Annotated in this window: 23 protein-coding genes; 19 read left to right on the plus strand and 4 right to left on the minus strand. The window is 62.9% G+C overall.

Going from position 1 to position 26110, the window contains the following annotated elements:
- Positions 1-147: 147 nt before the first annotated feature.
- The 6 genes from NVV77_RS16390 (at position 148) to NVV77_RS16415 (ending at position 6737) form a co-directional block, all read left to right on the plus strand.
- Entirely contained in the window at positions 148-1137 is a 990-nt protein-coding gene (locus tag NVV77_RS16390; RefSeq protein ID WP_295415039.1) for a LacI family DNA-binding transcriptional regulator, read from the plus strand.
- A 109-nt stretch (positions 1138-1246) separates the two neighbouring features.
- The gene (locus NVV77_RS16395) at positions 1247-2524 is read left to right on the plus strand and encodes an extracellular solute-binding protein (protein WP_295415040.1); all 1278 of its coding nucleotides are present in this window, start codon (positions 1247-1249) and stop codon (positions 2522-2524) included.
- Between the two features lie 130 nt (positions 2525-2654).
- On the plus strand, positions 2655-3542 hold the full coding sequence (locus tag NVV77_RS16400; protein WP_295415041.1) for a carbohydrate ABC transporter permease: 888 nt from the start codon (positions 2655-2657) through the stop codon (positions 3540-3542).
- Complete coding sequence (locus NVV77_RS16405) at positions 3539-4381, plus strand: carbohydrate ABC transporter permease (RefSeq protein ID WP_295415042.1); 843 nt, start codon at positions 3539-3541, stop codon at positions 4379-4381. The genes NVV77_RS16400 and NVV77_RS16405 overlap by 4 nt, the downstream gene beginning before the upstream one ends.
- A gap of 3 nt (positions 4382-4384) precedes the next feature.
- On the plus strand, positions 4385-5731 hold the full coding sequence (locus NVV77_RS16410; protein ID WP_295415043.1) for a glycoside hydrolase family 32 protein: 1347 nt from the start codon (positions 4385-4387) through the stop codon (positions 5729-5731).
- A complete protein-coding gene (locus tag NVV77_RS16415) occupies positions 5724-6737 on the plus strand; it encodes an ABC transporter ATP-binding protein (protein ID WP_295415044.1) in 1014 nt (337 codons plus the stop codon). Before NVV77_RS16410 ends, NVV77_RS16415 begins: the two co-directional genes overlap by 8 nt.
- Here the strand turns inward: NVV77_RS16415 and NVV77_RS16420 are convergent.
- Positions 6732-7469, minus strand: coding sequence for a phosphotransferase (locus NVV77_RS16420; protein WP_295415045.1), 738 nt, complete (start codon positions 7467-7469; stop codon positions 6732-6734). The genes NVV77_RS16415 and NVV77_RS16420 overlap by 6 nt on opposite strands.
- A gap of 89 nt (positions 7470-7558) precedes the next feature.
- Positions 7559-8050 carry a GNAT family N-acetyltransferase gene (locus NVV77_RS16425; RefSeq protein ID WP_295415046.1) on the minus strand — a complete coding sequence of 164 codons (492 nt, stop codon included), beginning with the start codon at positions 8048-8050 and terminating at the stop codon, positions 7559-7561.
- Positions 8051-8263: 213 nt separating this feature from the next.
- On the opposite strand from NVV77_RS16425, the gene NVV77_RS16430 reads away from it, so the two are divergent.
- The 5 genes from NVV77_RS16430 to NVV77_RS16450 all read left to right on the plus strand — a co-directional run bounded on the left by NVV77_RS16430 (position 8264) and on the right by NVV77_RS16450 (position 11992).
- Entirely contained in the window at positions 8264-8863 is a 600-nt protein-coding gene (locus NVV77_RS16430) for a MarR family winged helix-turn-helix transcriptional regulator (protein WP_295415047.1), read from the plus strand.
- 15 nt (positions 8864-8878) lie between these two features.
- Positions 8879-9580, plus strand: a complete 702-nt coding sequence (locus NVV77_RS16435; RefSeq protein WP_295415048.1) for a hypothetical protein — start codon at positions 8879-8881, stop codon at positions 9578-9580.
- Between the two features lie 154 nt (positions 9581-9734).
- Positions 9735-10439 carry a glutamine amidotransferase gene (locus NVV77_RS16440; protein WP_295415049.1) on the plus strand — a complete coding sequence of 235 codons (705 nt, stop codon included), beginning with the start codon at positions 9735-9737 and terminating at the stop codon, positions 10437-10439.
- Complete coding sequence (locus NVV77_RS16445) at positions 10436-11167, plus strand: MOSC domain-containing protein (RefSeq protein WP_295415050.1); 732 nt, start codon at positions 10436-10438, stop codon at positions 11165-11167. The genes NVV77_RS16440 and NVV77_RS16445 overlap by 4 nt, the downstream gene beginning before the upstream one ends.
- 36 nt (positions 11168-11203) lie before the next feature.
- Positions 11204-11992: a metallophosphoesterase gene (locus NVV77_RS16450; RefSeq protein WP_295415051.1), complete on the plus strand. Its 789-nt coding sequence runs from the start codon at positions 11204-11206 to the stop codon at positions 11990-11992.
- A gap of 6 nt (positions 11993-11998) precedes the next feature.
- On the opposite strand, the gene NVV77_RS16455 is transcribed toward NVV77_RS16450, so the two are convergent.
- A complete protein-coding gene (locus NVV77_RS16455; RefSeq protein ID WP_295415052.1) occupies positions 11999-12913 on the minus strand; it encodes a LysR substrate-binding domain-containing protein in 915 nt (304 codons plus the stop codon).
- Between the two features lie 102 nt (positions 12914-13015).
- On the opposite strand from NVV77_RS16455, the gene gabT reads away from it, so the two are divergent.
- The 8 genes from gabT (at position 13016) to NVV77_RS16495 (ending at position 22310) form a co-directional block, all read left to right on the plus strand.
- The gene (gene gabT, locus NVV77_RS16460) at positions 13016-14299 is read left to right on the plus strand and encodes a 4-aminobutyrate--2-oxoglutarate transaminase (protein WP_295415053.1); all 1284 of its coding nucleotides are present in this window, start codon (positions 13016-13018) and stop codon (positions 14297-14299) included.
- A 4-nt stretch (positions 14300-14303) separates the two neighbouring features.
- Positions 14304-15761: an NAD-dependent succinate-semialdehyde dehydrogenase gene (locus NVV77_RS16465; protein ID WP_295415054.1), complete on the plus strand. Its 1458-nt coding sequence runs from the start codon at positions 14304-14306 to the stop codon at positions 15759-15761.
- Between the two features lie 51 nt (positions 15762-15812).
- Entirely contained in the window at positions 15813-16721 is a 909-nt protein-coding gene (locus NVV77_RS16470; RefSeq protein WP_295415055.1) for a LysR family transcriptional regulator, read from the plus strand.
- 114 nt (positions 16722-16835) lie between these two features.
- The gene (locus tag NVV77_RS16475) at positions 16836-17987 is read left to right on the plus strand and encodes an ABC transporter substrate-binding protein (protein ID WP_295415056.1); all 1152 of its coding nucleotides are present in this window, start codon (positions 16836-16838) and stop codon (positions 17985-17987) included.
- 131 nt (positions 17988-18118) lie between these two features.
- Entirely contained in the window at positions 18119-19114 is a 996-nt protein-coding gene (locus NVV77_RS16480; protein WP_295415057.1) for an ABC transporter ATP-binding protein, read from the plus strand.
- Positions 19111-20061 (plus strand): ABC transporter permease, encoded by a 951-nt coding sequence (locus tag NVV77_RS16485; RefSeq protein WP_295415058.1) that lies wholly within the window; start codon positions 19111-19113, stop codon positions 20059-20061. Before NVV77_RS16480 ends, NVV77_RS16485 begins: the two co-directional genes overlap by 4 nt.
- On the plus strand, positions 20051-20863 hold the full coding sequence (locus NVV77_RS16490) for an ABC transporter permease (RefSeq protein ID WP_295415059.1): 813 nt from the start codon (positions 20051-20053) through the stop codon (positions 20861-20863). The genes NVV77_RS16485 and NVV77_RS16490 overlap by 11 nt, the downstream gene beginning before the upstream one ends.
- Before the next feature lie 19 nt (positions 20864-20882).
- Entirely contained in the window at positions 20883-22310 is a 1428-nt protein-coding gene (locus NVV77_RS16495; RefSeq protein ID WP_295415060.1) for a gamma-aminobutyraldehyde dehydrogenase, read from the plus strand.
- A gap of 148 nt (positions 22311-22458) precedes the next feature.
- Here the strand turns inward: NVV77_RS16495 and NVV77_RS16500 are convergent, their stop codons facing one another.
- The gene (locus NVV77_RS16500; RefSeq protein WP_295415061.1) at positions 22459-25218 is read right to left on the minus strand and encodes an autotransporter domain-containing protein; all 2760 of its coding nucleotides are present in this window, start codon (positions 25216-25218) and stop codon (positions 22459-22461) included.
- Positions 25219-26110 lie beyond the last annotated feature (892 nt).

A 26110-nucleotide genomic window follows, 5' to 3' on the forward strand; every position in this document is an offset into this window, starting at 1 on the left:
CACAATGGACGAAGGTCTGATGGACTATCTGTGCTTTGGTTCTGCCCCGGCCCCTTCAAGCTGACATCGGGATGTCGCCCCTTCGCTGTTGATCTCGGCCTTGCCGCTGTGGCACCTATCGAAAATTGTCCAACGAAAGCCATTGCCTTGACCAACCAGCGCGAAATTGCCCGGCGGGCGAAAACCTCGCTCAAGACCGTGTCCCGCGTGATCAACCGGGACCCGCTCGTCAATGCCGAGACGCGGGCGCGGATCGAGGCGATTATTGCCGAGATCGGCTATGAGCCGTCGCAGGCAGCGCGCATGATGCGATCCCAGCGCAGCAATGTCATAGGCTTCCTGGCCGATGGTGTGGCGACAACCACCTCGTCCATCGATCTCGTCCGCGGCGCGCAGGACGTGGCCTGGGAACGCGGCAAGCAGATGATGCTGTTCAATATCGAGCGGGGCACACAAAGCGCTGACATGGCCGATAGCCAGCTCGCCGCCTTTCGCGCCGAGGCAATCATCTATGCCGCCATCTTCCATCAGGAGGTGGATATCGCCCCCACGGGCGTGCCGCACGTATTGCTCAACTGTTTCGACCGGCGCGGGCGCCACGCGGCCGTGGTGCCGGACGACTACCAGCTCGCCTTTGACCTCACCCGCATCATCTATGAGCGGGGATATCGCAGACCGGCCTTCCTCAACCTCGGCACCGATATCGTGGCGAGCCAGTTGCGCGGCAAGGGCTTTGTCGATGCCGCCCGCACGGCGGGGCACGAGGCCGCCGGGCAGATGCATACAGCTGTCGTCTCGCCCGCCGGCGCGCCGACCGAGTTTGCGACGCGACGGATCTTGGCCGAGATCATGAGCGCCGGCGAAAAGCCCGACCTGATCCTTTGCGGTCAGGACATCATGGCGATGAATGTCTATTTCGAACTGGGCGAACTGGGCCTGAAGGTCGGTCGAGACATTGCCGTGGCCAGTTTCGACAATCTCGACCCCATTGCGACTCTCCTGCAGCCCGGGCTTTCGACCATGGAATTGCCCTATTATGACATGGGCCGCGCCGCCATGAACCTCGCCATTGATGGCGCAGACGAAAGCCAAGTGCTTCGCCTGAAAGGCAAATTCATCGAGCGCCAGTCGCTCTAGCCTCCATTTTTGCAGGGCAGCCATGCACTATTGACAACGTGAGACAATTTTCACTATCAAATGTCTCACGTTGTCATAAGCGAATGACGCGCCGTTGGAGGAGATTTTTGTGAACCGTGTCCTGTATTCCGGGGTGGCTCTGACCGCCTGCATGATGTCTTCGCACGCCCTGGCCGGGCAGCTCACCGCCTGGGTCATAGATGGCGACAGTGAAAAGCCCTATTTCACTCAGCTCGAAGAGACCTTTAACGCCAAGTACGGCGTCGAAGGCATCACGCTCGATGTCGTGCCAATCCCGAGCTACAATGAAGCCATCCAGGCTGCGACGCTTTCTGGCGGCCTGCCCGATGTGATCATGCTCGACGGCCCGAACATGGCCTCGGTCGCCTGGGCCGGCACTATCCAGCCCATCGGCGATCTCATTGATCCTGCCATCCTCGAAGACCTGCTGCCAGCCATCAAGGCGCAGGGTACCTACGGCCCCGAAGAGCAGTTCTACTTCGTCAGCCCCTATGATTCCGGCACTATCCTGTGGGGTAACAAGGCGCTGCTGGAAAAGGCCGGCGTGCGCATCCCCACTTCGGTGGAAGACGCCTGGACACGCGAGGAAATGTTCGAGGCACTCGAAAAGCTCGCCGCCCTGCCGGAAGTCGAATGGCCGCTCGACGTCAAGATGAACTACGGCGCCGGCGAATGGATGACCTATGGCTTCTCGCCCTTCGCCCAGTCCAATGGCGGCGACATCATGGATCGTGAGACCTGGACCGCCGAAGGCACGATCAATTCGGCAGCCAATATCGACACGCTGACAACGCTCCAGAACTGGAACAAGGCTGGCTACATCGTTCCGGCCAGCGCCGGCGACAACAAGTTCTATGGCGAAAAGACCGCGGCTCTCTCTTGGGTCGGCAATTGGATGTGGCCTGCACACCGCGAAGGGCTTGGTGACGATCTCGTCCTCATTCCACCGCCCGCCTTTGGCGAAGCCGGACCGATTTCGGCCAATGGCGGCTGGGGCTGGGCCGTGCCCTCAAGCTCGACCAATCTCGAAGACGTCAAGGTGTTCCTCAACTACGCCATGTCGAGCGAACAGGTCGCCGCCTATGCCGACACGACCGGCTATGTGCCGTCGCGCGCCTCGGCCATTCCGCTCTCGGAAACCTATGGCGAAGGCGGGGCCGGCGAGATCTTTGCCAAGCTCGCCACCTGCTGCGCTGTGGTGCGTCCGGTCCATCCGGCCTATCCGGTGATCACCAATGCCTGGGCCACGGCCGTCGTCAACGTGCTCTCGGGCGATGTCGACGTGAAAGCCGAGCTCGATCGCGCCGCCCAGACGATCGATCAGGATATTGCCGACAACGACGGCTACCCGCCCTTCGGCCAGTAAGACCGGCCGCATTTCGTCCCTCCAGGGAAGGGGCCCGCAAGCCCCCAAACCGCTCCCGCTTCGATCCCCTCTGAGCGGGAGCGGCTCAGATATCTCCGACGCGGTCGGGTTAGCAGGAGGCATCCCATAGATGCGTATCAAAACCAAAGGGCAAGGCCAGGAACTGGCCATGCTGCTGCCCGCGCTGGTCTTCATCACCGCCCTTATCGTCGTGCCCTTCCTGCTCTCGGTCTGGTTTTCCTTCACCGACCAGCGCCTGGTGCCGCGGCCCATTCCAACGAAATTCATCGGGGCGACCAATTACGAGCGCATGTTCGTCGATCCCCTGTTCTGGCAGGCGATCTGGAACACGGTGCTCTTCGCGCTGATCGTGACGCCGGTTCAGCTCGGCATGTCGCTAGGCGCGGCGCTGATCCTGAATTCGGCCATTCCCTTCCGCAGCTTCTTCCGTTCGGTGGCCATTCTGCCGCTGCTCCTGCCGATGACGGTGATCGTGTCGATCTGGGCCGTGCTATTCCGCATCCCATCCGGACCGTTCAATGCCGTCTATCAATGGTTCGCCGGCCAAGGGAACTATGTCGATTTCCTCGGCAATCCCTCGACAGCCATGCTCTCCGTCGTGGCGCTCTCGGCCTGGGCGACCTTTCCCTATCAGATGCTGATCTATCTCGCGGGCCTGCAGGATATTCCGCAGGACCTCTATGAGGCCGCCAAACTCGATGGCGCCAAACCTTGGCAGCGCTTCCGCTACATCACCTGGCCGGGGCTGAGGAACGTCAACATTTTCCTGCTGATCATCACCACGGTCGGGGCGCTGAAACTCTTTACCCAGGTCGATATCCTGACCAAGGGCGGGCCGAACGGGGCGACGACAACCATCATCCACTATCTGTTCAAGCAGGGCTACGCGACCCAGAAGGTCGGCTATGCCTCGGCCGTCGCCGTGTTCTTCTTCCTTGCCGTCACCGCCATTGCGCTCTTGCAGCGCCGGTTCCTCAAGAATGAGGGAGAAGCATGATGCGCTTCACCCGCGATGCCGCCCTGCCCTCTCTCTTCGCCCTCGTGCTTGCGCTCGGCGTGCTGCTGCCGCTCCTGATGATGGTGACGATCAGCCTCAACCCCAATGAGCAGGACATCATGGTGTCCATGGGGTCGATCCGCTCGTTCATTCCTCAGGTCTTTTCCTTCGAGAACTATATCGAGGTCTGGACCGATCCGGTGCATCCCTTCCCGCGCTATCTCGCCAATACAGCGCTGATCACCTTCTCGACCCTGACCCTGTCCATTCTGTTTAACTCGATGGCCGCCTTCGTGCTCGCGCAAGGCACATTGCCGATCCGCAAGCCCGTGATGATCCTGATCCTCGCCACGCTTGCCGTGCCGGGCGAAAGCCTCGTCCTGCCGCAATTGATGATGGCAGGCTGGCTCGGCCAGGTGGACAGCTATCAGGTGCAGATCGTGCCGGGCGTTGCCAATGCCATGTCGATCTTCCTCTTTTTCCAGTTCTTCTCGCGCCTACCGAAGGAACTGATCGAGGCGGCGCGCATCGACGGCTTTTCCTTCTTCCAGATCTACCGGCATGTCGCCATGCCGCTCTCAAAACCCGTCATCTCGGCCATTGCCGTGCTGCAATTCCTCGAAATCTGGAATGCCTATCTCTGGCCGGTCATGGTCACCCGTGGCCCCGAATATCGGCCGCTCTCGGTCGCCATGTCGGCCTATTTCGGCACCAACCAGGCCGCCTGGGGCAATATCATGGCCTTCGCCGTCTCCATGGCCGTGCCCGTCATCCTCTTCTTCCTCATTCTCCAGCGCCAGTTCATCGCCTCGGTGATGTCCTCGGGCGTCAAGGGCTAGACCATGACTGAAAAGTTTCGTCCCAATCTGCATTTCTCGCCGCGCGCCGGCTGGATGAACGATCCCAATGGCATGATCCGTGTTGACGGCGTCTGGCACCTGTTCTTCCAGCACGACCCCGACAGCACCGTGCACGGCCCGATGCACTGGGGCCACGCAGCCAGCACAGACCTCGTCCACTGGGAGGAGCAACCGATAGCGCTTTACCCGAACGATCTCGGCACCTGCTTTTCCGGCAGCGCCATCGAGACCGGAGAAGGTGCAGTAAAACTCTTTTATACCGCTCACAGCCGCACCTCGACCGGCGAGGACTACCAGGTGCAGTGCCTCGTCCATGCCGACCGCGGCCTCAGCAAGTACGAAAACCATGCGGCCAATCCGGTCGTGCCCAACCCGGATCTGACGGCTTTTCGCGACCCCAAGGTCATCTGGCACGAAGCGAGCGGCAAATGGATCATGCTGGTGACCGAAGGCCAATCCATTGGTTTTTACGGCTCGGACGATCTTGAGCGCTGGACCCATCTTTCGAGCTTCGGCGAAACCCATGGCCGGCACAGCCCCGGTCCATGGGAATGCCCGGATATGGTCCCCCTCACCGCGCCCAATGGCGAAGCGGTCTGGGTGCTGGTCGTCGGCCTCAATCCCGGCGGCTACGCACCGGGTTCGGGCACGCAGTATTTTGTCGGCCAGTTCGATGGCACGACCTTCACCAACGCCAATTCACCGGAAACCGAACTCTGGCTCGACTATGGCCGCGACTACTATGCCGCCCAGACCTTCTTCGAACGCGGCGGCACGGCAACGCCCGTTGCCATCGCCTGGGCCAGCAACTGGCTCTATGCCAAGCAGACACAGACTGCCGCCTTCCGGGGCGTAATGTCGCTGCCGCGCGAACTGCGCCTCCAAGACACTGCCGATGGCCTGCGCCTCGCAGCACAGGTTCCCATTTCGGCAGAAGCCGGATTTGCGAATGCTGCCCTGCCCGGCACCAGCCGCACGGACCTCATGGCCGATCTGGCCGTGGGCGAAGAGATGGCAATTGTCCTCTTCGGCGAGGATCAGCCGCATTTCATCGTCGGGCGCAGCAGCAAGGAGCGCGGCTCGATCCGCACCATCAGGCAGCCCATCGCCGGGATGGATCAATTCGGACACGACTATACCGTCGACCTGCCCTGGCCTGCCAATGACGTGCTCGACCTGACGCTCTTTATCGATCGCGGCCTTGTCGAACTCAGCGCCGCCCAGGGCCTCGCGTGGATCACCAACCTTTTCTATCCCGCTAGTCCCGACTCCCCCGTCTCCGTCACCACCCGCAGCGCAGATCAGTTCGAGGAGCTTCTCAATGGCTGATGTCGTTTTCACCGCCGTCCACAAGCGCTATGGCGCCGTGGAGATCATTCCCGGCCTCGATCTGACCATTCCCGACGGCTCCTTCACCGTGCTCGTCGGCCCCTCGGGCTGCGGCAAGTCCACCCTGTTGCGGATGATCGCCGGGCTCGAGGAAGTCTCCGAAGGCTCGATCCATATCGGTGGCGACGATGTCACCACGCGCGATCCCTCCCAGCGGGGCATTGCCATGGTGTTCCAGTCCTATGCGCTCTATCCGCATATGAGCGTCGCCGACAATATCGGTTTCGGCCTCAAACTCTCCGGCATGCCCAAGGCCGAAATCGCCGCACGGGTGTCCGATGCCGCCGAAACGCTGCAGCTGACGCATCTGCTCGATCGTAAACCCAAGCAATTGTCCGGCGGCCAGCGCCAGCGCGTCGCCATTGGCCGCGCCATCGTGCGCAAGCCAAAAGTCTTTCTCTTCGACGAGCCGCTCTCCAATCTCGACGCGGCCCTCCGTGCGCAAATGCGCGTGGAACTCGCCGAGCTCCATAGCCGCATCGGCGCCACCATGGTCTATGTCACCCACGATCAGGTTGAAGCCATGACCATGGCCGACCGTATCGTGGTGCTCAATGGCGGCCGCATCGAACAGGCCGGCGCCCCCATGGAGCTTTACCGCCGGCCCGCGACACCCTTTGTTGCCGGCTTCATCGGCTCGCCGAAGATGAATTTCGTTACCGGCGAAGAGGCTGCCAGGCTGGGCGGCGATCTCGTCGGCATCCGGCCCGAGCACCTGCGCCTCAGTGATACCGGCCCCTGGACCGCTACCATTCGCCATGTCGAGCATCTCGGGGCGGAAACGCTAATCTATGCCGAAGCCCATGCGATCGGCCCCATCACCATCAAGGCGGAAGGTGAGATCCCCCTGGCCGGCGGCAGCACGATAAGGATCGGCTTTGACCCATCAGACCTGCACCGCTTCGCCAACGGCCACCGGCTGCAGGATGAAAGCGCCGCCTCATAGGACCGCGCGAACTTCCGCGAGCCGGCTGACGGCATAGTCGTCTTTCCAGCAAACGGCGGCCTCCCAGGCGGCCGATGCTTGCGCGGCCATGTCATGGGCGACGCCTTCGAGCGCAGCCGCATTGAAGGGCAGAACCAGGTCGAGATCGGGAACGTCGACATGTGCCTCGTCCCAATCGATCAGCGCAATCCGATCGGCGGTCACGCGGATATTGCCCGGATTGGTAGGATTGCCATGCACGACAGCGGTCTGCCGCCCGCTGAGCCGCTGCCAAGCCGCTCGGCAGCGCGCAACCGCTTCGGACGGCATGGCGGCAAGGTCGATCCGCGTTCCCGTCTCGACCTGAAGCAGATCGGCGGATGATCGCCACCCCGGGCGCTGCGGCCAGCCTTGCGTCAGCTCATGCAGACGGCGGAGCACGTCGGCCACGCGCCGCCAATCGGCCTCCGTCTGTGGCGGCCCACCCTCCATATATTCCATCACCACCAGCCCATCGACGAAGAGCCGGCCATCCTCCGTTGGGATCGGCACTGGTACGGTCAGACCGTTGCGGTCGAGATATTGAAGCAGTTCGGCTTCCCAGGCGAGGTCGGCATCGCTCCTCCGGCCGAGGCGGGCAACCGCACGTCGCCCACCAACCTCTACGCTCCAGATATCGTTGGAACTGCCGCCCGTGAGCGGCTCAATGCGCCGCGCATCCTTGCCCCATTGCGCAAGATCGTCCCAAGCCATTTTGCGTCCTCAGCCGACATAGACTCGCCCAGCCTAGCCAAGCCGGAAGAGGCCAACAATGCCGTAGCGCGGCCGGCGCGGACATTTGGTCAGGCCGCCAGGCTCTTTTGCAGAAGCACCAAGGTCATGTCCCCGTCATAGGACTGGGCATCAAAACCAAGCTCCTGTTCGATCTGGATCGCGGACTTGTTGGCGCGGTTTTCGAGACTCATCAAGCGCTTGACGCCCTTGGTCGTGGCAAAGCGCTCAACGTGGCGCAGCAATTCCCAGCCAATCCCGCGGTTCTTGTGGTTGCCGCTGACGGATATGGCGACCTCACCCACTTCAAGGCTTGGGTCGCAAGCCAGCATGGCAGTGCCCAATATCGTGGCTCTATCCTCGCCCAGGGCAACGAAGCTTTCGGTCTGGTGGTGGTCGACTGCCGTCATGGACGCCAGTTGCTCATGGCCCACACGGACGCTGCTGAGGAAGCGAAAGCGCCGGTCTTCATTCGTCACCTCTTCAAAGAACCTTGCGAGCGCGGCCTCGTCTTCCACCCGAGCCGGGCGAACGTGGAGAACCAGCCCGCTATGCGTGACCAATCGAGCACTCCGGTTGTCCATTTTCATGCCTTTCTGCGATTTTTCTGGCCCGAACCTACGACACGACGCCGGACACGACCTTGACCTGCATCAAGCACGAACGAATGCGCCACTTGCACATAAATAGGACTCCTATATATTGGCGATATGGCAACGCCCCAATCATCCAGACCCACCGCATTTCGCATCCATGAAGGCCTCGAGCGCATCGCCATGGCGATGCGTTCCGACGATTGGCAGAGTTCGCGCGCGGCAGGAGTAAATCCAGCCCAGTTCGCCATACTCGCCCTGCTCGAAGGCTGCCCTGAAGGGATGGGCGTCAAGGAGATCGCCGCCGGCGTGCTGGTGTCACAACCCTCGGCGACAGATTCCATTGCAGCGCTTGAGCGCAAGGGGCTTGTCGAGAAGCGCCCCGATCCCGCTGATCTGCGCGCCCTGCGCATCCTCTGCACCCCCGCCGGTCTCGACCTGGTGCAGGTCGAACGGGGCAGGCCCGGCACCGCCGAACGCGCCGCTGACGCCCTTGAACCGGACATGCAGGAGCAGATGCTGCTCGCGCTTATCGCCATGATCCGGCAATTGCAGGAAAACGGCGACATTCCCATCCAGCGCATGTGCGTCAGCTGCCGCTATTTCAGCCCCTTCGCCCATGCCGATGCGGCCAATCCGCATCATTGCAATTTCGTGGACGCAGCCTTCGTCCAGAAGGATCTCCGCATCGATTGCCGCGAGCACGAAACCGCCGATCCTTCCCTCCGGGCTGCCACCTGGAGCGCTTTTTCGAAGGATCACTCCCACCCTCCAGGCCAATGAAGAAGGAAACTTTCCATGATCCGGACACTGCTTGTCGCTGCGAGCCTGCTCGCGGCGGCCCCTGCCCTCGCCCATTCCGTAACCGCGACGCCGGACGAGGCCATCACCGCGTCCTTTGACATCATCGAGACCAGCATCGTCACCAAGGGCGAGAATGCCATCTTCTCCACCCGCGTCCGCGGTGAAGCCGGCAAGGACAAGCCCGACGCCACCGGCAAGTTCGAAGGCTCCAGCGTCTTCGCCTATGTCTGGCCGACCAGCCTCGACAGCGGCGATATCGGCTTCGATTCCGGCCAGGGCATCGTGGCGCTCGCCGTCACCTTCCACCCCGACTTCGACGACGCGGCCTATGGTGGCACCAACCGCCACGTCTGGCATCCGCACTGGGTCGTGCTGGGCGAAGACCCCGCCTGTCCTGCCGGCCTAAAGGTCCATGACATTCCCGAGGGCACGACGCCCAAGGTGCCACCGACCTGGCCCAATGTGCCGCTGCTGATCGACAGCCCCGACTATCCGACGAGTTTTACCGGGGACGAAGTGGCCGTCTCCATTCCGCTTGAATTCATCGGCGCCATCGCCGATGCCTCCTTCGACGGTGTGACGGCAGGCCTCAAGGTCAATGCCAACCTGCACGCCCCGCTGCTCTGCGTCGACAATGTCTTCAAGGTGGCATCGGGCGATCTCAGCCTGCCCGGCAAGGTGGCCCCGGCAGAGTAGTCGGCCCAAAATAAAGCCGGCCCGTCGACTGCCATCGACGGACCGGCAGTTCCCACCCTCCAGGCATTGAAGAGAAGAAACGTGAGCAGAAGTACCCTCTTCGCCCCCGCCAAGGCAACACGCCCCGCCTGATCCCGCTTCCAAGGAGTTCCACATGAAGACCGCCACCGTTCTCCGCCATGTGCAGTTCGAGGATCTGGGCAGCCTGCAATCGGTGCTCGAAGGCGCTGGCTATACCGTGACCTATCGCAATATCGGAGACGACGATTTCCTGTCCTTCGATCCACTGGCGCTCGATCTGCTTGTCGTTCTCGGCGGTCCCATCGGGGTTTATGAGGAGGAGGTCTATCCCTTCCTCGGACCCGAAAAGGCGCTGATTGCCAAGCGCCTGGCGGGCAACAAACCGACCCTCGGCATTTGCCTCGGCGCCCAGCTCATCGCTGCGGCCTCGGGAGCTCAGGTCTTCACATCGGGCGTGAAGGAAATCGGCTTTGCGCCGCTATCCCTGACCACCGCCGGCCTGGCCGGTCCATTGCGCCATCTGGACGGCGTATCCGTGCTGCATTGGCATGGCGACACCTATGACCTGCCCGCCGGCGCGGAGCATCTTGCGTCATCGGCCCTCGTCCAGCAGCAGGCGTTTGCCCTGGGAAAGACCATACTGGGCCTGCAATTTCATGCCGAAGTCGATGCCCGCAGCGGCTTTGAGCGCTGGCTCGTCGGCCACGCGCATGAACTCGCCTCCGTCGGCATCGACATCCCCGCTCTGCGCCGCGACGCGGAGCGCCACGGAGGAGCGCTGGTTGAGGCGTCGACGCGGCTCTTCCGCGAGTGGCTGGCCGCATTGGAGAGCCCATGATCTATCCGCTTTGCGCCCTGCTCACCGGGCAGGTGAACGCGCTCGGCCGCCGCGGCGCGCCAAGCGGTATTGCCAAGTCGCCGGTTGCCGGTCCCATCATGCTTGGACCCACGGGATTCGAAGGCGACGCGCAGGGCGACACCAAGCATCATGGCGGCCCCGAAAAGGCGGTGCACCACTATCCCTTCGACCACTACGCAACATGGACCGCCGAGATCGGCCCCCATGCCCGGCTCGCTGAACCCGGCGCCTTCGGCGAAAACCTCTCGACGCTTGGCCTCACCGAGGACGTCGTCGCCATCGGAGACGTCTTCTCCCTCGGCGGTGCCGTTCTGGAAGTCAGCCAGGGCAGGCAGCCGTGCTGGAAACTCAACGAGCGGTTCGACATTCCCGACATGGCCCGCCGGGTCCAGACCAGCGGCCGGACCGGCTGGTACTATCGCGTGCTGCAGCCCGGCGCTATCGGGCCCACCGACCGGCTCGAACGCATTGGCCGCGCCGACCCCGCATGGACCCTGCGCCGCATCTGGCATTGCTTCTATGTCGACCGACTGAACCCCATCGAACTGGAGGCACTGGCGCGATTACCAAAACTCGCCGAAGGATGGCGGCGCCATGCAGAGCGACGACTGGAGACGCAATCCGTAGAGGACTGGACCAGACGGCTCGACGGGGCCTCTGAAAAAAATCGAGCGGCAGATGGCAAGGTGTCACATGAACCCGGCTAAAACATCGGCCTGACATCCATTCCGGAGAGATTCGCCGTGACGTTGAAATTCGTGGTGCTGAGCGACCTGCATGTCATGCCCGAGGGCGAATTGTCGGTGACGCTCGATACCGGCACCCGCTTCGAACAGGCCGTGGAAGCCATCGAAGCGCGCTATGGCAATGCCGATTTCTGCGTTCTTGCCGGTGACCTCGCCGACCTTGGCCAGCCGGCCGCTTACGAACGTCTGAAGTCCATCGTGGCCCGGATTTCTATCCCGGTTCACATCACGCTCGGGAATCACGACGACCGCGACAGCTTCGTCTCGGTCTTCGGCGCCAGCCATGTCGCCGAGACGGGCAAGGTCGACCAAGCCTTTGATATCAAGGGCTACCGCATCATCCTGCTCGACTCTTCCGAGCCGGGCCGCGTCGATGGCGTGCTCACTGCATCGCAGATCAGCTGGCTGCATGCCCGTCTCGCCGAGGCGCTGGACCGCCCTGTCATCGTCATTCTGCACCATAACGCCAATGCACTGCACATCGAGTCCGACGACATCCGCATCCTCGAACCCGATGCCTTTATCGATGCGCTCAGAACCCATCCGGATATCCGCCAGGTCATTGCTGGCCACGTCCACCTGACGTCCACCGCCATGTGGCGTGGCATTGCCTTCACCACACTCTCGGGCGGCCACTATCAGTGCACGGTTGACCAGCCCCACGTTCCCATGCGCCGCCTGACCGGTCCGGGGCAAATGGCCTTCGTCATCGGCACCGAGGAGAGCACCACGGTGCTTTTCGACGACTATATCGACGGCAATACCGAGATTTTCCTCGAAGACTGAGGGCGGTCATTTGCCGCCTTCGGCCAGCTCCAGTTCGGCGCCGAGCCAGGCGATCAACCGCTCAATTGCAGCAGAGCCGCGCTGCTGGGGCGAGGTGATGGCGTAGTAGCCGCCGAGGCGGACATTGGTGTCGAACAGCTCGACCAGCCGTCCGCTCGCCAGGTCGTCGGCCGCGAGAATCCGGCTGCCGAGGGCAATACCCTGGCCGGCGCGCGCCGCGTCAAGGCCAAGGCTCGCGTCCCACAGGCGCGGGCCATTGAGGCGGTGCCCGGTCCCCACCCCGGCCGCCTCGAACCAGTCGGCCCATTGGCGATGGCTTTCCTCGTGGATGAGCGGCCAATTCGGCAGGTCGGCCAATGACGTGATCGTGCCATGGGTGGCGAGCCATTGCGGACTGGCCATCGGAAACATGCGGGGGCGCAGCAGCGGTTGCGCCGTGCCCGCCAGCGCATCGAAGTCGCCGAAGCCGATGGCGAAATCGGCCTCGTCAGCGGCGAAATCGGGCAAGGCGTGCGTGGCGCGCAGTACCACATCGGTGCCCCGCAAAATGTCCTCGATGGCGGCGAGGCGCGGTGTCAGCCAGCGGGTTGCGAGGCCGGGAATGCACCAGATGCGCAGCATGGCTCCGGCGCGGGCGGGCCGCAATTCGCTCACCGTATTGGCGATTTGCCGAAACGCCTTGGTCACCGAGGCGAGCAGGATTTGGCCCTCGTCGGTGAGGATGATGCCGCGCGGTCCCGCGGTCATCAGCTTACGGCCCATCCAGCCCTCGAGATTGCGCACGTGACGGCTGACCACCGTGTGGCTGACGCCGAGATCGTCGGCCGCCTTGCGCATCGAGCCGGTGCGGCCGGTGGCCTCGAAGGCGCGCAGCATGAGAAGCGGCGGCAGGCGCGGCGCGGTGTCGTCCCTCGGGGGCATAGAGAACTCCCTGTGGTGACTTCAATGCACCACACCACCCAACATAATCACATACCGCCCCAGCCTCGCAACGCCCTAGACTTGCGGCAAAGGAGTCTTGCCATGACCGACAACGCTACCCTGCAGAGCCGCCGCCAGACCGCATTGCCACGCGGCATCGGCACCGCTTTTCCCATTTTCGCCCAGCGTGCCGAAGGCAGCGAATTGTGGGATGTCGAGGGCAATCGCTATATCGACTTTGCCGCTGGTATTGCCGTGCTCAATACCGGTCATCGGCACCCCAAGGTGATGGAAGCGGTACGGGCACAGCTCGATGGCTTTACCCATACCGCCTTCCAGATCGTGCCATACGAGCCCTATGTGGCGGTCTGCGAACGGCTCAATGCGCTGGCGCCCTTTTCCGGTCCAGCAAAGTCGATCCTCTTTTCGACCGGCGCTGAGGCGGTCGAAAACGCCATTAAGATCGCTCGCGCCCATACGGGCCGGCCGGGCGTCGTCGCCTTCAGCGGCGCCTTCCATGGCCGCACGACGTTCACAATGGCCCTGACCGGCAAGGTCGCGCCCTACAAGAAGAAGTTCGGCATTGCCCCTCCGGGCGTGTTCCACGTGCCGTTCCCGGCGGAATCCCATGGCGTCACCGTCGCCGAAAGCCTGCGTGCGCTTGAAACACTGTTCCGCGCCGATATTGATCCCACTGATGTCGCCGCCATCATCATCGAGCCGGTGCAGGGCGAAGGCGGCTTCCTGCCGGCGCCGACCGAACTGCTCGTGGCCCTGCGCGAAATTGCGGACAAGCACGGCATCGTGCTCATCGCCGACGAAATCCAGACCGGCTTTGCGCGCACGGGAAAAATGTTCGGCATCGAGCATTCCGGCGTCGAGCCCGATCTCGTGACCATCGCCAAGGCGCTTGCCGGTGGTTTCCCGCTTTCGGGCGTTATCGGTCGCGCCGAAATCATGGATGCGCCCGAAACGGGTGGCCTCGGCGGTACTTATGCCGGCAGCCCTGTGGCCTGCGCCGCGGCGCTGGCTGTGCTCGATGTGATCGCCGAGGAAAAGCTCGTCGATCGCGCCAATGCCATCGGCGGCAAGATCAAGGCCGCGTTGGAAAAGGCATCTCTCCGCAACGACATTGCGCCGATCGCCTATGTCCGCGGCCCCGGCTCGATGGTCGCCTTCGATATCGTCTCGCGCACCGATGGTGGCCCCGATGCGGCGACTACAAGGAAAGTGATCCAGGCAGCAGTCGCCGATGGCCTGATCCTTCTCTCCTGCGGCATCCACGGCAATACCATTCGCCTCCTTAACCCGCTGACCATTTCCGATGCCTTGCTGGACGAAGGGCTCGAAAAGCTCGAACGCGCCCTCGTGGCCGGTGGAAACTGAGACCATGACCATGCGTCCCCTCGCCGATAGCAGCCTGCATAAGAGCCAGGCCCTTCTGAACGGCCGCTTTGTCGGCACTGCCGGCACGGCAGTCACCAACCCGGCCACTGGTGAAATCGTCGGCCATGTGCCCTCGTTCGGTGCTACCGAAGCAACCGAGGCTGTCGACGCGGCGGCTGCCGCCCTGCCCGGCTGGGGCGCCCGCACGGCCAAGGAGCGCAGCGCGGTGCTGCGCAACTGGTTCAATCTCGTCATCGCCAATCGGCAGGACCTGGCGACCATCCTCACCAGCGAGCAGGGAAAGCCCTTTGCCGAGGCGCTGGGCGAAATCGACTATGCCGCGTCCTACATTGAGTTCTACGCCGAAGAGGCCAAGCGCATTGCCGGCGAAATGCTGCCCAGCCATCGGGCCGATGCACGGCTGATGGTGCTGCGCCAGCCGATCGGCGTGGTGGCGGCGATCACGCCCTGGAATTTTCCGGCGGCGATGATCACCCGCAAGATCGCCCCGGCGCTGGCGGCAGGCTGTACCGTGGTGGTGAAACCCGCGCCTGAAACGCCGCTGACCGCGCTGGCGCTGGCCGAACTCGCGCAGCGCGCTGGCTTCCCAGCCGGCACGATCAACGTTCTTACCGGCGACGCACGCGCCATTGGCGGCGTGCTCACCAGCCACCCCAAGGTGCGACTGGTCGGCTTTACCGGCTCGACCGAAGTCGGCAAGGTCCTGATGGCTCAGGCGTCGACCACAGTGAAGAAAGTGGCGCTGGAGCTGGGCGGCAATGCGCCCTTCATTGTCTTCGACGATGCCGATATCGATGCGGCTGTGGAAGGCGCGCTGGTCTCAAAGTATAGGAACATGGGCCAGACCTGCGTCTGCACCAATCGCTTCTATGTGCAGTCCAGCGTTCATGATGCCTTTGTCGAAAAGTTCGTGGCAAAGGTCGCGGCCCTAAAAGTCGGCGACGGTTTTTCGGACGGCGTCGCCCAGGGTCCGCTGATCACCGAAGAGGCCGTGCTGAAGGTTGAAGCGCATATCGCCGACGCCAAGGCCAAGGGGGCAAATGTCCGGCTGGGCGGGCACCGCCATAGCCTCGGTCACACCTTCTTCGAGCCCACGGTTGTTACGGGCGCGCGCGCCGATATGCAGTTAGCGAAAGAAGAGACGTTTGGCCCCTTGGCCGCCGTGTTCCGCTTCGATACCGAGGCCGAAGTCGTCGCCGCCGCCAATGACACCGAGACCGGCCTTGCCGCCTATTTCTACGCCCGCGACGTCGGCCGCATCTTCCGTGTGATGGAAGGGCTGGAATACGGCATGGTCGGCATCAATACCGGGCTGATTTCGACCGAACTGGCGCCCTTTGGCGGCGTCAAGGAAAGCGGCAATTCCCGCGAGGGCTCGCAGCATGGCATTCTGGAGTTCACCGAACTCAAATATGCCTGCATCGGTGGTCTGTCGGCCTGATCGCACCGCGCCCACTTTCGTGAGCACAATGAGCGCGTTAGGGTGAAGGCCATGTCCTTCACCCTGCGCCAGCTACAGTACTTTATCGCCGTCGCCGAGCACGGAACCATTTCCGGCGCCGCCCAAAACCTGTCGATCTCGCAATCGGCCGTCACCGAGGCTATCCGCGACCTCGAACTCGACCTCGGCGTCGCGCTCTTCGAGCGTCATCGGCGTGGGCTCAACATCACCCATCAGGGCCACCAGTTCCACCGCCACGCCGCCCGCATCCTGTCCGGTGTGCAGGATGCGCGGCGCAGCTTTGTCGAGACCGCCTCGGCCCCGCCAAGCCCCTTGGCCCTCGGCGTGACCTCCATGGTCGCCGGCTATGTGCTGTCTGAACTTCTGGCGCGCTATCGTCGCGCCTACCCTGCGGTGCAGGTCACGGCCATCGAGGACAATCGCGACTATCTTGAGCATCTCCTCATCGGCGGCGAGCTCGATGTGGCCGTCATGGTCATTTCCGACCTGCAGGATCGCCACGCGCTGCAGGCCGAAATCTTCGAGACCTCCTCCTATCGGCTTTGGTTGCCCCTAGGTCATCGACTCGCTTCTGCCGATGTCATCCAGATCGAGGATATCGTCACCGAGCCGCTGATCATGCTGACGGTGGACGAAATCGAGGAGAATACCGGCAAGTTGCTTTCCGCCCTTGGCACCAAGCCGCGCGTAGCCTTTCGCACCCGTTCGGTCGAAGCCGTGCGCAGCCTTGTGGCCACGGGCGCGGGTGTCGCCGTGCTGCCCGACCTCGTCTATCGCCCGTGGTCGCTTGAAGGTGACCGCATCGAAAACCGAATTATCTCGGGCAATCTGCCGGTTGTGCAGGTCGGCATGGTGTGGCGGCGCGGTTCGGGCCTGCCGCAATCTGCTCGTGATTTCATAGGCTTGGTGCAGGCGCAGCAGAACCAGCGCAAGTTCTAGAATGTGGCATCGGCAATTCCGATATCTTCTATCTGTCGAATGAAATTGCGAAAGTTAATGCGCGGCGTAGTCTTTCCTAAGCTGGTGGGGACCGGCGATTGAAGGGAGAACGTCATGAAGCCTGTTTTACGCACTTGTACCGCCATCGCGATGGCAACCGTGTTTTCGGGCCAGACCATGGCCGCCGAGGCTCTGCAGACGCTGGGTGCCGGCGAGGGGCAGCTAAGCATCGTGGCCTGGGCCGGCTATATCGAGCGCGGCGAGACCGACACGGCCTTTGACTGGGTCACGGGATTTGAAGAAGCCACCGGTTGCAAGGTCTCGGTAAAGACCGCCGCCACCTCCGACGAAATGGTGGCGCTGATGAACGAAGGCGGGTTCGATCTCGTCACCGCCTCCGGCGACGCCTCGCTGCGCCTCGTGGCCGGCAACCGCGTCCAGCCGATCAATACCGCGCTGATCCCGTCCTGGTCGACCATTGACGAGCGCCTGCAGAACGCCGCCTGGCACACCGTGGACGGCGTCCACTACGGCACCCCCTATGTCTGGGGCCCGAACGTGCTGATGTACAATACCGAAGTCTTCAAGGAAGCCCCGACCAGCTGGAACGTCGTGTTCGAGCCGATGGATTTCCCCGATGGCCAGCCCAATGCCGGTCGCGTTCAGGCCTATGACGGCCCGATCTACATTGCCGACGCCGCGCTCTACCTGATGAGCCACAAGCCCGAGCTTGGCATCACCGATCCCTACGCCCTCAATGAAGACCAATATGCCGCCGCTCTCGACCTGCTGCGCACGCAGCGCACCCTGGTCGGCCGCTACTGGCACGATGCCTTCATCCAGATCGACGACTTCAAGAACGAAGGCGTGGCCGCATCCGGTTCCTGGCCGTTCCAGGTCAATCTCCTCGCTGCCGACAGCCCGGTTGCTTCGGTCTTCCCGGAAGAAGGCGTGACCGGTTGGGCCGATACCACCATGCTCCATGCCGACAGCAAGAACCCGAACTGCGCCTATATGTGGATGGAGCATTCGCTCTCGCCCAAGGTGCAGGGCGACGTCTCGGCCTGGTTCGGTACCGTCCCGTCCGTGCCCGCCGCCTGCAAGGGCAATGAGCTTCTTACCGACGAAGGCTGCGCCAATAACGGCTACGAGAACTTCGACAAGATCCGCTTCTGGCGGACCCCGACCACCCAGTGCGAACAGGGCGAATGCGTGCCCTACTATCGCTGGGTCTCGGACTATATCGGGGTCATCGGCGGACGCTGATCTGCCCAAGTGGGGAGGCCATGCGCCTCCCCACCACCCAACCAACCTGAATTTCGACTAGTCTGTCTGGCCGGCCGGTTTGGCCGTGCGGTGCGGCATTGCGTCCGCCGCCAGAAACGGAGCTGCATAAAATGACCGCTGCTGTGTCCCTTCAAGGCGTTTCGCGCCACTTCGGCATCATCAAGGCCATGGATGAGGTCAACCTCGAGATCGCCAGCGGCGAGTTCTTCGCCATGCTGGGCCCCTCGGGGTCAGGCAAGACCACATGCCTCCGGGTCATTGCCGGCTTCGAACAGCCCACGCACGGCCATATCGAAATCTTCGGCGAGAACGCCACCGGCGTGCCGCCCTATCGGCGCAACGTCAACACGGTCTTCCAGGACTATGCGCTGTTCCCGCATTTGAACGTCCTCGACAATGTCGCCTATTCGCTGATGCTCAAGAAGGCGCCGCGGGCCGAACGCCACAAGGCGGCTGAGGCGGCGCTCGACATGGTCAAGCTCGCCGGTTACGGCACGCGTCGCCCCTCCGAACTGTCCGGTGGTCAGCGCCAGCGCGTGGCCCTCGCGCGCGCACTGGTCAATCGGCCGAAAGTGCTGCTGCTCGACGAACCGCTCGGCGCACTCGACCTGAAACTGCGCGAAAGCATGCAGGAGGAGCTCAAATCCCTGCAAAAGGCGCTGGGCATTACTTTCATTTTCGTCACCCATGACCAGGGCGAAGCCCTTTCGATGGCCGACCGCGTCGCCGTCTTCTCCGGCGGCCGCGTCATGCAGGTCGGCACCCCAGAGGAAATCTACTCCAAGCCCAATAGTCGTTTCGTTGCCGATTTCGTGGGCTCCTCCAACATCCTCAATCCTGACCAGGTTTCGACCCTGACCGGCGAGCGGCGTTGGGGCAGCCTCCGCTCCGAAGCCGTCAGGCTGGCCCCCGAGGCCGGCAGCGCGCTGGCCGGAACCGTGACGACGAAGAACTACCTCGGCGCGACGACGCGACTGGGCATCGATATCGGCGGCGGCAGCATCCATGCGCTGGTGCCCTCGGGGCAGGAACTGCCTGATATCGGCGCGCGCACCGGCGTCGCCTTCGAGCGCAGCGCCCTCCATCTGATGGAAACAGAGCAATGACCACAACCGCTCTCGCCATCACCGAGCGGCGCCCCGGTCTTCTCGGCTGGCTTTCAGACCAGTTCTGGCGCCACCCCGGAATGTTCGTGCTGCTCCTGTTGACGCCACCGCTTTTGTGGTTGGGCATCGTCTATATTGGTTCGCTGCTTGCCCTGCTGTTCCAGAGCTTTTTCGCCATCGATGAGTTTTCCGGCATCGTCGACTATTCGACGCTAACGCTCAAGAGCTATGCCGAGCTGCTGCGTCCCGCCAATCTCGACATCATTGTGCGCACGGTGGTCATGTCGGCCCTCGTCACGCTGGCCTCGGCCGTCATCGCCTTCCCCATCGCCTATATGGCGGCGCGCTATGTGCGCGGGAAATGGAAGGCCCTCTTCTACCTCGGCATCATGCTGCCGCTGTGGTCGAGTTATCTGGTCAAAATCTACGCCTGGAAGCTGATCCTCGCCAAGGAAGGCATCCTCACCTGGGTGTTCGAGAGCCTCCATATCGGCTTCGTGCTTGACGGGATACTCGCCATCCCGGTCATCGGCGGCAATTCGCTGTCGGTGAGCTATATCGGCACTTTCCTGGTCTTCGTCTATGTCTGGATGCCGTTCATGATCCTGCCGATCCAGGCCTCGCTGGAGCGCGTGCCTGTCAATCTGATCGACGCCTCCTCCGATCTGGGCGCCACGCCACAGCAGACGTTCAGGAAAGTGATCTTTCCCCTCGCCCTGCCCGGCATCATCGCCGGCTCGATCTTCACCTTCTCGCTGACGCTGGGCGATTACATCATTCCCCAGATCATCGGATCGTCACGCCTCTTCATCGGTCAGGCCGTTTATGCCCAGCAGGGCACGGCCGGCAATATCCCGCTGGCTGCCGCTTTCACCGTGGTGCCGATCGTCATCATGGGCCTCTATCTCTGGATGGCCAAACGACAGGGGGCTTTCGATGCGCTCTGATGGTCCCAAGGCCTCGCTTGGCCTCAAAATTTCCGCCGCTGCTGGGCTGATCTTCATGATCGCGCCACTGCTGCTGATCTTCGTCTATGCCTTTACCACTGAGGAAAAGAGCTATCAGTGGCCGCCTCCGGGACTGACGCTGAAATGGTTCGAAGTCACCTTGAACCGGCCCGACGTCTGGCAGGCGCTGACCCTGTCGCTCCAGGTCGCCGCGATCTCGACCGCCATCGCCCTGGTGCTCGGAACGCTCTGCGCGGCTGCAGTGAGCCAGTCCGACTTCTTCGGACGGGAGACGATCTCGCTGCTGGTCATCCTGCCCATCGCCCTGCCCGGCATCATCACCGGCATTGCGCTGCGCTCGGCCTTCAGCATCGCCGAAATCCCGTTCAGCTTCTGGACCATCGTGCTGGGGCACGCCACCTTCTGCGTTGTGGTCGTCTACAACAATGCAGTGGCCCGCTTCCGCCGCACCTCAAAATCGCTCATCGAAGCCTCGATGGATCTCGGCGCCGACGGCTTCCAGACCTTCCGCTATGTCATCCTGCCCAATATCGGCACGGCACTGCTCGCTGGCGGCATGCTGGCCTTCGCGCTGTCCTTTGACGAGGTGATCGTCACCACCTTCACCGCCGGGCAGCAGCAGACCCTGCCGCTCTGGATGCTGGAGGAATTGATCCGGCCGCGCCAGCGCCCGGTAACCAATGTCGTGGCCATGATCGTGGTTCTGGTGACCACCATCCCGATCCTGGCTGCCTTCTATCTGACCCGCGACGGCGACCAGATCGCCGGTAGCGGCAAATAACAATGCTGAGGAGATTATGATGGACACCAACATGCTGATCGGCGCGCAGTTCGAAAGCGGCGCGGACGCGGAAGAACAGGTGCTCAACCCGCGGACGGGCGGCCTGATCAAGGCCGTCCCCGAAGCCTCCCTCGCGCAGGTGGACCGAGCGGTCACCGCAGCCAGCAAGGCCTTCGTGCACTGGTCGCGCACCACCCCGGCACAGCGCTCAGCCTATCTCCTGCGCATTGCCGACGCCATCGAGGCCGACGCCGACGCGTTCGCCGCGCTCGAAGCGCTCAATTGCGGCAAGCCGATCAATGCCGTGCGCAACGACGAAATCCCCGCCGTGGTGGATTGCTACCGCTTCTTCGCGGGCGCCGTACGCAACATGTCGGGCGTGGTTGCGGGCGAGTATCTTGAGGGCCATACCTCCATGGTGCGGCGCGACCCGATCGGCGTCGTCGGCTCCATCGCGCCCTGGAACTACCCTCTGATGATGATGGCCTGGAAACTGGCCCCGGCCATTGCCGGGGGCAATACCGTGGTCTTCAAGCCTTCCGAACAGACCCCGCTGAGCGCGCTCAAGCTCGCGCGGACCCTCGCCGAAATCCTGCCCGAGGGCGTGGTCAATATCGTGCTCGGGCGCGGCGAAAGCGTCGGCAACGCCCTGATCAACCACCCAAAGGTGGACATGATCTCGATCACCGGTGACATCGCCACCGGCAAGAAAGTGCTGCAGGCCGCCGCCAAATCGGTCAAGCGCACTCATCTTGAACTCGGCGGCAAGGCCCCGGTCATCGTCTATGACGACGCCGATCTCGGCGCCGTCGTGGACGGCCTTCGCGCCTTTGGCTACTACAATGCTGGTCAGGACTGCACCGCCGCCTGCCGCATCTATGCCGGCTCCAAGATTTACGACCGACTGGTGGCTGACCTTTCCAGCGCCGTCTCCACCATCCAGTTCAACCAGGCCGACGACAGCGTCAACGAAATGGGCCCGTTGATTTCCATGCGACAGCGCGACCGGGTCGCGAGCTTTGTCGAACGCGCCCAGGAAATGTCCCACATCGAGGTGACGACCGGCGGCAAGAAATCGGGCGATCAGGGCTTCTATTTCGAGCCCACGGTGGTGGCCGGCGCCCTCCAGAGCGACGAGATCGTACGCCGCGAAGTGTTCGGTCCGGTGGTGTCGATCACCCGGTTCGACGAACCCGAACAGGCCGTGGATTGGGCCAATGACAGCGACTATGGCCTGGCCTCCTCGGTTTGGACCAAGGACATTTCCAAGGCCATGGGCGCCGCGGCACGGCTGCGCTATGGCTGCACCTGGATCAACACCCACTTCATGCTGGTCAACGAAATGCCGCATGGCGGCATCAAGCAATCGGGCTATGGCAAGGACCTGTCGAGCTACTCGCTCGAAGACTACACCAGCGTCCGCCACGTGATGCTCAAACACGGCTGACCCATCACCGACGCAACCCGGTCGCAGCCATTGGCTGTGGCCGGGTTGCTTTTGTCCGTGGTGGATCAAGGTCCGTAGGACGCGGGCCATTCGGTTGGCACCAATCGACCCCTCGATATTTGCCGCGCCCGTGCTTACTCGAACCCTGCTAGAACGATCCCCCCAGTGTCGCTTTGAGCATATGCGTCTGGCCGGCGGTACCGATCTGGCCGTCATAGGACAAGCCGAGCGCGGCATTTGCGGACAGGTCGATCGAACCGGCGGCTTCGAGCACCAGCGCATCTCGCTGTACCGGTGCCCCAGCGATCGCAAATGCTGGGCCAACGCCAAAGGTGTTGGACAGGCCGGACTGGTCGACAAATGCGTGGCGCCAACCCAGTCCCGCTTCCAGCGCGATCTGCCCGCCGTCCCCGACAGGCACGGTTGTGCCGGCACGCGCGCCAATGGTTGTAAACGCACCCTGTTGCACGGCCGACGCCACGTTCAAAGCGGCAGGCCCACCGGCTTCGGCAAATCCATCCGTGGAATTGATCACGTACGCCACCTCGCCATAGGGCGTGAGCTCAAAGGCGCCCAGATCAAGATGATGGGAGAGTTCGCCAAATACCTGCGCTGTGCTGGCCCCGTAGTCAGCACTCAGAGTGTTGGCGAGGCCGCCAAAGGCAACGGATCTGGAGCTGCGCACCTGGTGCCGCGTATAGCCTAGGCCAAGCGAGAGGTTCGTATCGCCCCAGGCCGTTCCGGCATAGGCGCCCAGCCCATAATTGGTACTATTGGCCGTCATCGACCGATCCGCTATCGAGAGGCCGGTCGCGCCGGCATGAAGCATCATGCCAACGCGCCAATCACCGGCGACGCCATCCGCTCCGAATGCCAACCCGCCGCTCGCCCCGTCGGCCTGGGCTGCATTGCCATCGGCCGCAAGTCTTGATTGGCTGCCGGCTGCCTGCGCCCAGACTGCAAACGTCTCGGGCGTATCCGCGAGGACTGGAGTGCTCGCATAGCCAAGGGCCATGCTCCCAATGGCCTGATCGGGATCGTGACGCGCATGGTCGAGCGCCGTTTGCCGGAGCATAGCGGCATCCTCGATGAACATGCTCGACAGTGACGCATGACCTTCGCCGGAGAGATCATCCATCGCCCGTCGCGCCTCGTCGGGCGTCAATGGAAGCAGGGCGTTGTAGAGGGCATTGCCCGCTCCCAATGCGTCGGTTGCCCCGGCGACCGCCAACTGGTTCGGGGTCCGGGCGGCGCTCGCGAAGTTGGCGCCCTGCACCAGGGTCATGAAGGCATTGGTGGCATCGTAGCTCAGTAGCGGCGTGAGAAAGGCCAGATTGGTCGACGCGCCGCCAAAAGCGCCGCTGACACCGCCGGCGGCCGTCAGGATCGTGTATCTGGTGTTTGACGCATAGTCCGGGCTGGCCGATACCCGCACGGTGCCACCGCTCAGAGTGGCTGTCCCGGTGGCGAGAATGCGGTCGCTGGCGCCGGCGGCGTTCACTTCCACATCGTAGAAAGAGCCAGCCCCAAAGCTGACATTGGTGGCGGACAGCGTGCCGATCGAATTGCCGGGCGCGACGGTGCCGCCCGCGCCGGCATTCAGGGTGCCCAGCGTGCCGGATCCGGCGAGCGTCCCGGCGGAAAACACATTCACCACCCCGCCCAGGGCGTTGCCAACGGCAAGAGTGCCGCCACTGACCGCAGTCGTGCCGGTAAAGGCCGAAGAATTTTCAGAGAAAATCGTGGTGCCCGCGACGTGGTTGATTGCGCCGGCGCCCGACATGACCGTATCAAAATCGAGCGCGGTATCGATATGGTTGAAGTTAAGAGTGGCCGTGCCAGCCCCGAAGACCAGTGCCGGCGTGTCGAGCATGCCGGCCCAGGCCGCAGGGTCGCCAAGTTTGGAGCCGATGTTGATCGTGCCGGCGCTGCCAGGCTGTTGTGCGATGGTGACGGTGTTGGCCGCAACCACGCCATCGCTGGCGACGGTCAACGTACCTGTGCCGGCGGCGCCGACCAGCAAGGCGCCGGTATTGGTCCAGCGTCCGCTATTGGCGACCTCGACAATGCCGGCACCGGCATCGTACCCGATCGCGCCATCCGAACTGCTCACGCTGCCGCCGCCGAGAATGGTCATTTCGCCATTGCCGCGAATGCCCACACGAAGGTCGGCTGTATTGTTCCACTGTGCGCCCAGGCCGGAAATGTGGGCGAAGGCGGTGGATGTGGCATTTCCTCCGAGCGAGCCCGCCAGACTGTTCACGACGCCATTGGCGCGGATCTCGAGGCGGCCACCACCATCCATGCCGACGGTCAGCCCATTGGTTACGGTCAGACGTGCGCCCGAGCCACCAATGGTGATGCTGCCGTCCGAGGCGGAATGAAAGCCCGCGATAAGTTCATCCGCCGTCACTGTTGCGCCGCTGGCGATATCGAGCCAGCCGTCACCCGAAAAACCGACAATGGCCTCGTTGGCCAGATGCCATCGCGAGGCGGCGCCATCGACACGCACGACGCCCCGATATCCGGGATCGCGGCCGAGGATGCCATCGAAACTGGTGAGAACTCCCCCGCCATTGATTTCGAGAATGCCGGTTCCCGGAGCACCTCCCAATGACAGGATGTTCGATGACGCCACCCCGCCGCTAAGCACGACGCTATTGGGCGCGTCGGTGAGGATGTTGATATTGTCATCGAGGCCGGGCGCATTGACGTCGGGAACGCCCAGCGTCCAGTTGAGCGGATCGAACCAGTCCTGGCTTTGAGTGCCGACCCAGAAATTCTGCGCCTGCACGGCCGATGTCAGAGCCAGCAGCGAACAGGTAGCCAGCAAGGTTCGGGCCGTGCGCTTTTTGCGCACCACCCGCAAGCCAGCAGCCGCGATCGCGCCGGCATTTTCGTCATTCATAAGGGACCCTCCAAATACGCAGGGACTCCCCTGGCAAATGATGGGCCGAAATCATCATGCCTTTACCGAGACGTCTTGACGCTGGATGGCCACTGAATTGGCGCTACACGGCCAGAATTGCCTGCCACACCGCAACGTTGCAGAATTGTCGCGACAGGCGCACAAATTATCTTTGAAAATACTTGACGAGGCGGCAACCTGGCACTAGCACCGCCGCCCATTGCGAACCTGAATGGTCGTGGACCGAATGACCCAAGCAGCCCCGCTTTTCAAGATTTCGACCACAGACCTGGCGCCATCGTCGCGGAAATACGCGATCCGCGATTATCTTGAAGAAATGATGCGGGTCGAAGTCGCCCCGCTCGTGACCGATGCATTCATCCACTACAGCGCCAACCTGCGCGTGGTGCCCGGGGCCGCCTGGGGCGAAGCATATACGTCGGCCGGCACAACCCGGCGTTCGACCACCTTGCTCAGTGATGGCCAGGATGACCTGATGCTCATTACCGCGCAAATGCCCATCACGGTGCAGCCCAGAACCGGGCCCGAATTTGTCGTGCCACCGGGCGATACGGTATTGTCCTCGCAAGGCCGCGAAATCCTCATGGCCTTCCAGGGCACGGGCTATGCCTACTGCCTGCGCGTCTCGCGCCGCGGCGTATCGCAAATGGTGCCCCGCCTTTCCTCTGCGCCGGTGATGAACCTGCCCAGGCAAACACCCTTACTGTCGCTGCTGTGGAACTATACGCGCCTCTTGGCGCCAGAACCCTTGGCCGGCGAGAATGCGCAGCTCATGGCCGGCCGGCAACTCCAGGAGATGGTCGCCCTGCTGGTCGGCGGCACGCCCGAGCTGATGGATGCCAATGCGAGTGGCACGCTCGCCGCAGCGCGC

This window comes from Devosia sp. (assembly GCF_024707125.1).
In the GTDB taxonomy this organism is placed as follows: Bacteria; Pseudomonadota; Alphaproteobacteria; order Rhizobiales; family Devosiaceae; genus Devosia.